Source organism: Streptomyces recifensis (genome assembly GCF_002154615.1).
In the GTDB taxonomy this organism is placed as follows: Bacteria; Actinomycetota; Actinomycetes; order Streptomycetales; family Streptomycetaceae; genus Streptomyces; species Streptomyces griseoluteus.
Genome location: NZ_MUNH01000207.1, coordinates 1 through 10,957, shown reverse-complemented (window position 1 = coordinate 10,957; position 10,957 = coordinate 1). Strand labels below are relative to the sequence as shown.

General features: G+C 71.2%; 13 protein-coding genes and 2 tRNA genes. 7 read left to right on the top strand and 8 right to left on the bottom strand.

Annotated features, from left to right (window positions below; all coding sequences use genetic code 11):
• On the bottom strand, positions 1-456 hold a 456-nt coding region (locus CCN33_RS12590; RefSeq protein ID WP_279628163.1), incomplete at its 3' end, for a sigma-70 factor domain-containing protein.
• 191 nt (positions 457-647) lie between these two features.
• Between CCN33_RS12590 and CCN33_RS12585 the strand changes: the two genes are divergently transcribed.
• Positions 648-1,175 carry a GNAT family N-acetyltransferase gene (locus tag CCN33_RS12585; RefSeq protein WP_086693717.1) on the top strand — a complete coding sequence of 176 codons (528 nt, stop codon included), beginning with the start codon at positions 648-650 and terminating at the stop codon, positions 1,173-1,175.
• 15 nt (positions 1,176-1,190) lie between these two features.
• Here the strand turns inward: CCN33_RS12585 and CCN33_RS12580 are convergent, their stop codons facing one another.
• A complete protein-coding gene (locus CCN33_RS12580) occupies positions 1,191-1,979 on the bottom strand; it encodes a dioxygenase family protein (protein WP_086693716.1) in 789 nt (262 codons plus the stop codon).
• A gap of 114 nt (positions 1,980-2,093) precedes the next feature.
• On the opposite strand from CCN33_RS12580, the gene CCN33_RS12575 reads away from it, so the two are divergent.
• Positions 2,094-2,615, top strand: coding sequence for a MarR family winged helix-turn-helix transcriptional regulator (locus CCN33_RS12575; RefSeq protein ID WP_086693715.1), 522 nt, complete (start codon positions 2,094-2,096; stop codon positions 2,613-2,615).
• 19 nt (positions 2,616-2,634) lie between these two features.
• Here the strand turns inward: CCN33_RS12575 and CCN33_RS12570 are convergent, their stop codons facing one another.
• Together CCN33_RS12570 and CCN33_RS12565 are read right to left on the bottom strand one after the other, a co-directional pair.
• On the bottom strand, positions 2,635-4,173 hold the full coding sequence (locus CCN33_RS12570) for an MFS transporter (protein WP_086693714.1): 1,539 nt from the start codon (positions 4,171-4,173) through the stop codon (positions 2,635-2,637).
• A gap of 190 nt (positions 4,174-4,363) precedes the next feature.
• On the bottom strand, positions 4,364-5,008 hold the full coding sequence (locus tag CCN33_RS12565; protein ID WP_086693719.1) for a TetR/AcrR family transcriptional regulator: 645 nt from the start codon (positions 5,006-5,008) through the stop codon (positions 4,364-4,366).
• 346 nt (positions 5,009-5,354) lie between these two features.
• On the opposite strand from CCN33_RS12565, the gene CCN33_RS12560 reads away from it, so the two are divergent.
• The 4 genes from CCN33_RS12560 to CCN33_RS31995 all read left to right on the top strand — a co-directional run bounded on the left by CCN33_RS12560 (position 5,355) and on the right by CCN33_RS31995 (position 7,905).
• Positions 5,355-6,701: a M6 family metalloprotease domain-containing protein gene (locus tag CCN33_RS12560; protein WP_086693713.1), complete on the top strand. Its 1,347-nt coding sequence runs from the start codon at positions 5,355-5,357 to the stop codon at positions 6,699-6,701.
• A 97-nt stretch (positions 6,702-6,798) separates the two neighbouring features.
• Positions 6,799-6,871, top strand: a tRNA-Arg gene (locus tag CCN33_RS12555).
• A gap of 339 nt (positions 6,872-7,210) precedes the next feature.
• Positions 7,211-7,777, top strand: a complete 567-nt coding sequence (locus CCN33_RS12550; protein WP_086693712.1) for a Uma2 family endonuclease — start codon at positions 7,211-7,213, stop codon at positions 7,775-7,777.
• A 53-nt stretch (positions 7,778-7,830) separates the two neighbouring features.
• Positions 7,831-7,905 (top strand) — tRNA-Gln (locus CCN33_RS31995).
• A gap of 65 nt (positions 7,906-7,970) precedes the next feature.
• On the opposite strand, the gene CCN33_RS12545 is transcribed toward CCN33_RS31995, so the two are convergent.
• Complete coding sequence (locus CCN33_RS12545) at positions 7,971-8,339, bottom strand: amphi-Trp domain-containing protein (RefSeq protein ID WP_086693711.1); 369 nt, start codon at positions 8,337-8,339, stop codon at positions 7,971-7,973.
• Between the two features lie 220 nt (positions 8,340-8,559).
• On the opposite strand from CCN33_RS12545, the gene CCN33_RS12540 reads away from it, so the two are divergent.
• Positions 8,560-8,886, top strand: a complete 327-nt coding sequence (locus tag CCN33_RS12540) for a carboxymuconolactone decarboxylase family protein (RefSeq protein WP_086693710.1) — start codon at positions 8,560-8,562, stop codon at positions 8,884-8,886.
• A gap of 108 nt (positions 8,887-8,994) precedes the next feature.
• Here the strand turns inward: CCN33_RS12540 and CCN33_RS12535 are convergent, their stop codons facing one another.
• From CCN33_RS12535 to CCN33_RS12525, 3 genes are all read right to left on the bottom strand, one after another.
• A complete protein-coding gene (locus CCN33_RS12535; protein ID WP_425275839.1) occupies positions 8,995-10,017 on the bottom strand; it encodes a bile acid:sodium symporter family protein in 1,023 nt (340 codons plus the stop codon).
• A 94-nt stretch (positions 10,018-10,111) separates the two neighbouring features.
• Positions 10,112-10,468, bottom strand: a complete 357-nt coding sequence (locus CCN33_RS12530; RefSeq protein ID WP_086693709.1) for a TraR/DksA family transcriptional regulator — start codon at positions 10,466-10,468, stop codon at positions 10,112-10,114.
• Positions 10,469-10,477: 9 nt separating this feature from the next.
• Positions 10,478-10,957 (bottom strand): MFS transporter (locus CCN33_RS12525; protein ID WP_140394523.1); only part of this gene is annotated, 480 nt, incomplete at its 5' end.

Sequence of the window (10,957 nt, the reverse complement as noted above, 5' to 3'; positions counted from 1 at the left end):
GTAGTCGAACTTCTCGACCGCGCGCACCAGGCCCGCGTTCCCCTCCTGGATCAGGTCGAGCAGGGGCAGGCCGCTGCGCGGGTAGCGCCGGGCGACGGCCACGACCAGGCGGAGGTTGGAGCGGATGAAGACGTCCTTGGCCCGCTCGCCGGCCTCGAACAGCTCCTCGAGCTCTTCGCGGGACGCCTGGGCGCCGGTCTCCTCCTGGCCGTCGAGGACCTGGCGCGCGAACACGCCCGCCTCGATCGTCTGGGAAAGCTCGACTTCCTTGGCGGCGTCGAGCAGGGGCGTACGCGCGATCTCGTCGAGGTACATACCGACCAGGTCGCGGTCGGCGATCTCGCCGCCGCGCACGCGGACGCTGCTTGCCGAGTTGGCCGTCTGTCCCCCAGAGCCCGGAGCCTGGGAGGTGCCCCCATTGGCGGACTTACGACGGGCGACGGCGCGGGTTGCCATGCGTGCTCCCTTGCGGTGGTGGCTGGCAGGTGGTCCTGGCGAACGCTCGGCACTCCGGACCCTCCCTCGGGACTCTCCTCGGGTGCCCTGCATCCGTGGGAAACAACGACTGGAATCCGGACAGAATTCCCCACCCACCCCCCGATTTTTCTGATCATGCAGTACCCTGTCGGGCCACAGAGGGGGTGCGCATGGTGCCGTGCGGTACGGAAGTGCAGGTCAGACCCGGAACCGAGGCCGATCTCGACGCTCTGACCGCGCTGTACAACCACTACGTGACTGAGACGGCCGTCACATTCGACCTGGCCCCCTTCACCCCCCTGGAGCGCCGCCCGTGGCTGCTCTCCCACCCGGAAGACGGCCCGCACCGCCTCCTGGTTGCCACGGACACGGATTCCCGTCGCGTCCTCGGCTACGCCACGTCGGGTCCCCACCGCCCCAAGGCGGCGTACGGCCCCTCGGTGGAGACCTCGGTCTACGTGGCCCCGGACGCGACCGGCCGGGGCGTGGGCACCCGGCTCTACGACGCCCTCTTCGCCGCACTGGACGGGGAGGACGTGCACCGCGCCTTCGCCGGCATCACCCGGCCCAACGAGGCGTCGACCCGGCTGCACGAGCGCTTCGGCTTCCGGCACCTGGGCACGTTCGGCGAGGTCGGCCGGAAGTTCGGCCGCTACTGGGACGTGGCCTGGTACCAGAAGGACCTCACGTCCGGCTGAGCGGCCGGCGCGGTTTCAGCCGAACTGCACGGACCGCTTGGCCAGCCCCATCCAGAACCCGTCGATCACCGACCGGTGCGCGTCGGCACCGGCCGCCCCGAGCGTGACGAACAGTGGCGCGAAATGTTCGGTCCGCGGGTGGGCGAGCCGCCCGGCCGGGGCCTTGCTCTCGAAGTCCAGCAGCGCGTCCCAGTCACCGGCGTCCAGCGCGGCCCGGCCCCAGTCGTCGAACTCGGCGGACCAGCCCGGCACGCCGCCGGCGTGCCGGAGCGCGGCCAGGTTGTGGGTGAAGAAGCCGGAGCCGACGATCAGGACACCCTCGTCACGCAGCGGCGCGAGCCTGCGGCCGAGGTCCATCAGCCGGGCCGGGTCGAGGGTGGGCAGGGAGACCTGGAGGACCGGGATGTCGGCCTCGGGGAACATCTCCACGAGCGGGACATAGGCACCGTGGTCCAGGCCCCGGTCCGGGATGTCCTGGACGGGGGTACCGGGGGCGCGCAGCAGCTTGCGTACGGATTCGGCCAGTTCGGGGGCGCCGGGGGCGTCGTAGCGTACGCGGTAGTAGTGCTCGGGGAAGCCCCAGAAGTCGTAGACCAACGGGGCGGTGTGGGTGGCGCCGAGGGCGAGAGGGGCCTCCTCCCAGTGGGCGGAGACCATCAGGATCGCCTTGGGGCGGGGCAGGCCGTCCGCCCAGGCGGCGAGCTGGCCGGGCCAGACGGGGTCGTCGGCGAGCGGCGGGGCGCCATGACTGAGGTAGAGGGCGGGCATGCGGTCGGGGGCGGACGGCTCGGCGGTGTGGTGCATGACGGCTCCTCCCACGACGGGGCGCGCAGCTTTGCTTTAACTCTCAAGCATTACTCGGCCAGACTACGCCCGACTAGTTCAAGTTTCAAGAAGGTGGCTCGTACAGTGGGAGACATGAACTCGGCATCCACCCCGGCAACGGCGCCGGCACCCGGTCACCGCTGGCTCACCGACGAGGAGCAGCGCGTCTGGCGGGCGTATCTGCACGCGACCACGCTGCTGGAGGACCATCTCGACCGGCAGCTCCAGCGCGACGCGGGCATGCCGCACGTCTACTACGGCCTGCTGGTCGGCCTCGCCGAGGCCCCGCGCCGCAGACTGCGGATGACCGAGCTGGCCCGGAAGTCGAAGATCACCCGCTCCCGGCTCTCGCACGCGATCGCCCGGCTGGAGAAGAGCGGCTGGGTGCGCCGCGAGGACTGCCCCTCGGACAAGCGCGGCCAGTTCGCGGTGCTCACCGAGGAGGGCGCCGAGGTGCTGCGCCGTACCGCGCCCGGCCATGTCGCCGCCGTACGGCAGGCGCTGTTCGACCGGCTGAGCCCGGCGCAGCAGAAGGCCCTCGGCGAGATCATGGAGATCGTCGCCGAGGGCCTTCAGCCGAGCGAGGCGGGTGCGGACCTGCCCTGGCTCCGCTGATTCCCGCCGGGTGGCAGCGCTAGTGCGCGACCACCGGCACCGGGATCTCGTCCTCGGCACCGTCACCGGAGGCCATCTTGACGGCGCCCGGCTTGCCCGCGTTGACCATGGTGAACGCGATCAGCGAGGCGACCGCCAGGATGCCGACGGCGAACCAGATGGCCGTGCTGTACCCGTGCACCATGCCCTCCAGCTTGACCAGCTGCTGCTGCGGCACCGCGCTCGCGGACGCGATGTGGTCCTTGATGTACGAGGTCGTCGCGGACGCGGCGATGGTGTTCAGCAGGGCGGTGCCGATCGCGCCGCCGACCTGCTGCGAGGTGTTGACCATGGCGGAGGCGACGCCCGCGTCCCGGGGCTCGACACCCTGGGTCGCCAGCGACATCGCCGGCATGAACGCCGTACCCATGCCGAGGCCGAGCAGCACCATGGCGGGCAGCAGCAGGGCCGCGTAGGAGGAGCCGATCTCGAGCTGGGTCAGCAGCAGCATGCCGAGCGCGGCGAGCGCGAAGCCGGGGCCCATCAGCAGCCGGGCCGGGACCCGGATCATCAGACGGGCGCCGATCTGGGTGGAGCCGGTGATCATGCCCGCGACCATCGGCAGGAACGCGAAGCCGGTCTTGACCGGGGAGTAGCCCTTCACGACCTGGAGGTAGTAGGTCAGGAAGAGGAACAGGCCGAACATGCCGATGATGGCGAGACCGAGGGAGAGGTAGATGCCGCCCCGGCTGCGGTCGGCGACCACGCGCAGCGGCAGCAGCGGCGCCTTGACCCGCTGCTCGACCAGGACGAAGGCCAGCAGCAGCACCACGGAGGCGACGAACATCGAGATGGTGACCGCGTCGCTCCAGCCGTCGGACTCGGCGCGGGTGAAGCCGTACACCAGGGAGACCAGGCCGAGCGTGGAGAGGACCACGCCGGGGATGTCGAGCGGGGAGCGGTTGCGGCCGCCCTCGGGCTCCCGGATCACGAACCAGGCACCGGCCGCGGCGACGATGGCGAACGGCACGTTGACGAAGAAGGTCCAGCGCCAGTCGAGGTACTCGGTGAGGAAGCCGCCGAGGATCAGGCCGACGGCACCGCCGCCGCCCGCGATGGCGCCGTAGATGCCGAACGCCTTGGCGCGCTCCTTGGCGTCGGTGAACATCACGGCCAGCAGGGAGAGCGCGGCCGGGGCGAGCAGGGCGCCGAAGACACCCTGGAGGGCGCGGGCGCCGAACATCATCACACCGGTGGTGGCGGCGCCGCCGAGCGCGGAGGCCGCGGCGAAGCCGGCGAGACCGAGCAGGAAGGCGCGCTTGCGGCCCCACAGGTCGGCGATGCGGCCGCCGAACAGCAGCAGACCGCCGAAGGCGAGGGCGTAGGCGGTGACGACCCACTGCCGGTTGCCGTCGGATATGCCGAGGTCCTGCTGGGCGGAGGGCAGCGCGATGTTCACGATGGTGGCGTCGAGGACGACCATGAGCTGGGCCAGCGCGATGAAGACGAGCGCCTTCCAGCGGTTGGCGTCGCCCGCGGGCGCGGTGGCCAGCGGCGGCTTGGTGACTGCTTCGGACATGGGGGTACCCCGTTCGGGACTTCGGTCGGACGTGTCGGACATGCGGGGCACGGTCGTACGACGTCTCGTACGCGCACAGGGCGTGCGGGGCCCCACCGGCTCGCCCTCGTTGGCGGCCGGGTGGCTTTCAGGTGATTCCGGGGCGCGGGCCCGGCGGAGTCGTAGGTTGTGGTCGGTCGGGTCGGTCGGGTCAGGCCTGGCGGAGATCCTCCATGGTCACGGCCGTACCGGGCAGGACGGAGCGGGCCGGGGCCCGCAGCCCGTCGAGGAAGAGTTGCAGGTGGCGGTGGACGAACCGGTCGGCGTCGAAGCAGGCGGTACCGGCCGGTGGCCGGCTGAGCTGGGCGGCGGCGACCATCAGGTCACCGACACCGACGTCGGTACGGAGCTGTCCGGCCGCCTTGGCGCGGTCCATGACCTCGGCGATCAGTGCCTCCACCCGTTCCCGCGCCGCCTCCAGGTCGGGGTGGTTGCGGTCGAAGGTGCTGGAGACCATCGGGCACAGCGCGCTGATCCGCTCCTCGGCGGCGGCGTGCGCGAAGCGTTCCAGCGCGGCGAAGGCGTCGCCGGTCTCGGCAAGGGCGCACTTGGCGGCCTCGGCCGTGCGGTCCATGACGGAGCACAGGACCTCCCGGACCAGGGCGTCCCGGTCGGGAAAGTTGCGGTACAGGGTGGCGTTGCCGACGCCCGCGCGGCGGGCGATCTCGTCCAGCGGCACCTGGGGGCCGTGCTCGACGAACATCTCCCGTGCGGCGGTGATGATCCGCTCCCGGTTGCGGAGCGCGTCGGCACGGGGCCGGGGCGACGCCCTGCGGGCGGAGGGTGCGGTGCGCACGGCGGACACGGCGGGCTCCCCATCTGTACGGGTCGGGACGAACGGACTCTGATCGTCCGGTGATCCGGGGAGAAGCTCCCCGTTTCGCGCGGACACAGGTCCAAACGGGGAAACCCTCCCCGGTTATTTCCCTGCCAGGGTGTGACCTGGGTCACATCCCTGTTCGGGCGTCGCTGATCCCCGTTCACCCGGTCCATCCACCCCCAACCGTAGGTGATTCACCCCCACTCCTGCCGAAATCCCACGATCGGTCTCTCCCAGCGCGCGACTCCGCCCGCGGCGACCCAGGGTGAGCCCAAGGGCGCAGCCGGATCACGGGGGCTGCCGTCGAGCGGGAGGTCCGTGCATGCAGCCGCAGTCGCCCCGCCGCCCCATACGCCCGCGCCGGATACGCCCGCGCCGCGTTGCCGCCCTCGCCTCGGTGACCGTGCTGACCTTCGCGGTCAGCACCTCGGCGGGGTCCGGGCAGCTCACGGCGCGCACCACCGCCGGGGCGAACGGGCTGATACGCACCGCCGCCCTGGCCCCCTGCATGATCCAGGCAGCGTCCGAGGTCCAGATGACCGAGGGCTTCCCCACCTCCACCGGCTACTCCCGCTCCACCGGCACCGTCCACGCCCTGACCCTGATGGTCGACTTCCCCGACACCCCCGGGGAGGGCAAGGCGATGGACCGTTTCCACGAGTTCTTCCCCAAGACCCAGGAATGGTTCGCCAAGGCGTCGTACGGCCGGCTCGACTACCGCGCCGAGACCCCGATCACCTCCTGGCTGCGGATGCCGAAGCCGTTCAAGGACTACGGCATAGAGCGCGGCGCCCCCTTCGACCCCGGCTACCGGCAGCTGGTGCAAGACATCGTCTCCGCCGCCGACCCGGACGTGGACTTCCGCTCGTACGACCTGCTGAACGTGCTGGTCACCCCGAACGCCGGCCCCTCCGCCCTGGACACCGTCCTCTCCGTCACCTTCGCCGGCAACGGCGAGGCTCCGGTGGCCGACGGCACCGCGGTCGCCAACGCCTCCTTCGTCTACTCCCGCCAGGACGACGGCTCGGGCGCGTACGCGGACACGGGGTACCGGGTGCTGCCGCACGAGAACGGCCACACCTTCGGGCTGCCGGACCTCTACACCCAGGAGGGGGGCAGCGCGGTCGGGCACTGGGACATCATGAGCGAGGACTGGGGGGCCAACAACGACCTGCTCGGCTGGCACAAGTGGAAGCTGGGCTGGCTCCCGGCGTCCCAGGTGAGCTGCGCGACGGCCGCGGGGAGCGCGGACTACACCCTCTCCCCGCTCTCGGAAAAGTCCGGGACGAAGCTGGTCATGGTTCCGCTGGACAACCGCACCGCGTACGCGCTGGAACTCCGCACGCAGGGTGGCAACGACCAGGCCGTCTGCAAGCCCGGCATCCTCGTCTACAAGGTCGACGCCTCCGTCGACACCGGCCGCGGTCCCATCACCGTCTACGACGCCCACCGCGACACCGGCGGCTGCACCCACAGCCCCAACGTCCACGCCGAACTCTCCGACGCCCCCTTCGCCCCCGGGGAGACCTTCAAGGACCCGGCGTCGGGCATCACCGTCCACGTGGCGAGCGCGGACCTGAACGGGAAGTACCGGGTACGGGTGACACGGACGCACGCGGCCAAGGGCACGACGGCCGCGGCGGGGCCGGTCCACCCAAGTCAGCGCTGAGCCCGGCCTTTTGGCCGCCGCGACCCCGCTCGCCCACCGCCCCACCTTTGATCCGCTACCCTGTCAGGGGCAGCCACCGCTGTGGCCGTCGCACCCCGCCTTCGTAGCTCAGGGGATAGAGCACCGCTCTCCTAAAGCGGGTGTCGCAGGTTCGAATCCTGCCGGGGGCACAACGCATTACCGCTCCGACCCGGGGTTTCTCCCCCCGGGGGGGCGTTCTATTCGGCCCCGGACTCCCTGTCCGGGGCCGTTTGCGTGAGCGGTGCGTGAGCGGACGGAGAGTCCATGTGAACCGCCGGGCACTCCCCGGCAGGGATTCGATCCCACTCCTCAAGCGGGTGTCGCAGGTTCGGATCCTGCCGGGGCACCATTCGAGGACCTCTGCGCGATACCGGCGTCCTGGCCGACAGGGAGGGGGTGTGAGCGAGATCAGCGTCCCGGACGGATGGCGGACAGTACGCTGAACCCAGCGGAATCGGGCCCGCAGCACAGCGTCCAGGAGGTGCTTCATGACGGCCGAGATGGTGGCCCCGGCGTGGATGCATGAGCAGATCACGGCGGAGGAGTACGACTCCTGGTCCGATGAGCAGTGCGACGGTATCGAGATCGTGGACGGGATGGTCGTCGTGAGTCCGAGTGCGTCCAAGCGGCACAACCGGCTGGCCCGGATTCTCGCGAACGCCCTGGATGCCGCCGCGGGCCCGGAGTGGAACGCCGACACGGACTTCGACGTCCGGCTTCAGGACGTCCCGCTCACCAACCGCCGCCCGGACGTCGTCGTGTACCGCGCAGACACGATCGACATCACCCCTACCCGCCCTGAGCACGTGCTGCTGGTCGCGGAGGTGGTGTCGCCCGGCTCGGAGACCACCGACCGGATCGTGAAGGTCGACCAGTACGCCAAGGCAGGAATCGGCTTCTACTGGCGGATCGAGCAGGCCGCGACAGGCGTTCCTCTCGTCTACACCTACGTTCTCGACCCCGCGACGAAAACCTACCGGGACGGAGACGTGTTCACCGGCGTCTTCAAGGTAGCGGCCCCCTTCCCGGTGGAGATCGACCTCGGCCAGATCTGACCACGCGCTGCTCTGCAGTCGGCGGTGCGTGAGCATCAACACCGCGCGGCAGCGCCGGACATCCCCCGGGCAAGGATCCGACCCCGTTCCTGAAGCGGGTGTCGCAGGTTCGAATCCTGCCGGGGGCACAGGGAAGCACCTGTCCGGAGGCCCTTTCGCTCGACGAGCGGAAGGGCCTTCGCGCTTGCCCGGGTCACTTCTTCGCAGCGGCCCGCTTCACACCCTTGCCTCTGCCGGCGCTCGTCGTGCCGCCGCGCCCGGGCTTGGCGGGCGGGGTCTGCCGCGTGACGGCCTCCTGCGCGGCCGCGGCCGGCGGCGACGGCGCTGCCCGCTTCCGGCCGGCCGGCCACTTGAGCTCGATCTCCAGCTCGATCTCGCCGTTGCCGATCTCGATCTCCAGCTCGCCGTGCAGCTCGTCGGGGATCCGCAGGCTCAGAGTTCCGGAGCCGAGATCCAGCTCGGCCTCTCCGCCCTCCCGGAGTGCGGTGGCGAGTGACGTGAGCTGGTCGGCCGCCTCAAGGCGGGACAGCGGGCGCTTCTGCTCGAACTTGAGGTCCTTCATGGCGACTCCCATCGCGGGCGAAGACCGGCCGGCCGCTGCCGGTCCCGGCCTCCATCGGCCGGCCGGGCTACTTCCAATCTCTTCTCACCGGGTTGACCCCGCACGTCGGGGCGCCATGCACGGGACCCGGATGCGTTCTACGGTTGTCGAGGGGCCCCTGTATCCGTGCTTTCCGTCTCCGACCCTCTCGGGCCCGGAACTCACCAGAAGGGCATGCGACATGTCCACCGCATCCGAAACCCCGGTCCTGGACACCCTCGCCGCGATGACCGTCGACTCGATCGAGCGCTGCGAGCTGCCTTCTGATGCGCTCGTCCTCACGCGCATCGCCGCACTCGCCGCCTCCGACGCCCCGCCGATCTCCTACGCGGCCCACATCGGTCCCGCCCTCGACAGCGGCGTGACCGTGGAGCAGTTGCAGGACGTCCTGGTCGCCATCGCGCCCATCGTGGGCACGGCACGCATCATGGCGGCAGCGGCCAACATCTCCACCGCACTCGGCATCGCCATCGCCGTCGCCGATGCCGAGATCGTGATCCAGGGCTGAGCTCAGGCCCTGTCCGCGGTCGAACGGGCCGGGCTCCGCGCCGACTTCTGCCACGCGGGGCCGGTCCGTTCGCCGGGCGGAGGTAACTCGCTTACCACGTCGTCCGGTTCATCCCCCCTGCGAAGGAAGCCGGACAGGGGGCCGGCCCGGTCGGGCGCGCCGGTTCATCCATGCCGCCACCACCGCGCCCGACAGGTTGTGCCAGACCGAGAAGACCGCCGCCGGCAGGGCTGTCAGCGGGGTGAAGTACGTCGCCGCCAGCGAGGCCGCCAGGCCCGAGTTCTGCATGCCGACCTCGAAGGCCATGGCCCGGCGGGCGGCGGGGTCGAGGTGGGCGAGGCGGGCGGCGCCGTAGCCCAGGGCGAGGCCGAAGGCGTTGTGCAGGACCACCGCGAGGAAGACGATCGCCGCCGCGGCCTTCAGCGCGGAGGCGCTCGCCGCCACCACGATCAGGACGATCACCGCCACCGTCCCGGCCGACAGCCAGGGCAGCGCGGGGAGGCAGCGGCGGATCACCGGGGCGGCCAGGCGGCGGACCAGGAGGCCGGCCACCACCGGGACCAGGACCGTCTTCAGGATGTCGACGACCATCGGCCCCGCCTCGACGTCCAGCATGTGCCCCGCGAGCAGCAGCACCAGGTACGGCGTGAGCAGCGGAGCGAGCAGCGTGGAGACCGTCGCCACCGACATCGACAGGGCCACGTCACCCTTGGCCAGGAACGTCACCACGTTGGACGCCGTTCCGCTCGGCGTGCAGCCGACCAGGATCACGCCCACGGCCAAGGCGGGCGGCAGGTCCAGCAACTCCGCGATCGCCCAGCCGAGGCCCGGCATGATCACGTAGTGCGCCACCAGACCGAGCGCGACGGCCCAGGGACGCTTCACCACGCCCTGGAAGTCCTCCGACGTCATCGTCAGGCCCATGCAGAACATCACGACGCCGAGCAGGTAGGGCACCGCCTCCCTGCCCCCGGCGAACGTCGCCGGCATCAGCATCCCGAGCGCGCCCGCGGCCAGCACCAGCAGGGGGAAGACGGTCACGGCCCGTCTCGCCGTACGGTCGGCGGCCGCCGTACCGGCACCGTCGGTCATCACCTCGGCCGGAGCAACCTGGCCCTCCGAGTCCCGCATTCACCGCTCCCGGGTCCGCCGTCCTGTCCTCGCGGACCACAACCCGCCCGCCCGGTGATCGTGCCAGACGCACCCCCGTCCGTGTAGGGCGCACCTATCGCGGCTCCGCCCCCGCGCACCCCACGCAGCGTGTGCTCGCCGGCCGGATCTCCAGCCGTTCCGCCGGGATCTCCACCCCGCAGCGCTCGCAGATGCCGTACCGGCCCTCACGCAGGCGGACCAGGGCCTCGTCCAGGTGGTCCAGGTGCAATCGGGCCTGGGTGAGCAGGGAGGAGACGTGGGCGCGTTCGAAGGCGGTGCTGGAACCGTCCGGGTCGTGTTCGTCGTCGACGGCGACCAGGGCGTTCGCGTCGACGATGGACTGGAAATCCCTGGTCAGAGCGTCGATCTGGGTCAGGGTGGCAGCACGCTCCGCCGCGAGGCGTTCCTCGACGGTGGCGTTTTGCGGCATTTGTGTCACCTATGCCTCAGCGTCCGCCCGGACGGCCGTATTCCGGGCCGGGGTGCGGCCGGCCAGCGCCAGTCCCAAGGTCGCCGCCACCGACGCCCCCGCCATCAGCGCCATCCCCGCCGCCGGAGAGGTGACCTGCGCCAGCGACCCCGCCACCGCCGCACTCACCCCCTGCATGGTCAGCATCCCCGCCGAGTGCAGCCCCAGGGAGTGGCCCGACAGGGCGTCCGGGGTCAGGGACATGAGCCGCTCCTGCTGGACCAGACTCGCGCCGAATCCCACAGAGGCGACCGTCACGCACACGACCGCCACGGGCAGCGGAGGGCGGGCCGCGAAGGCCAGGTACGGCACGGCCAGCAGGAGCAGCAGCGGTGTCGCCAGGCGCGCCCGGACCGCCGGAGGCAGCAGACGGCCCACCGTCACATCCCCCGCCAGCATCCCCACCGCCCCGCAGGCGAACAGCGTGCCCGCCGACTCGGGGGCGTAGGA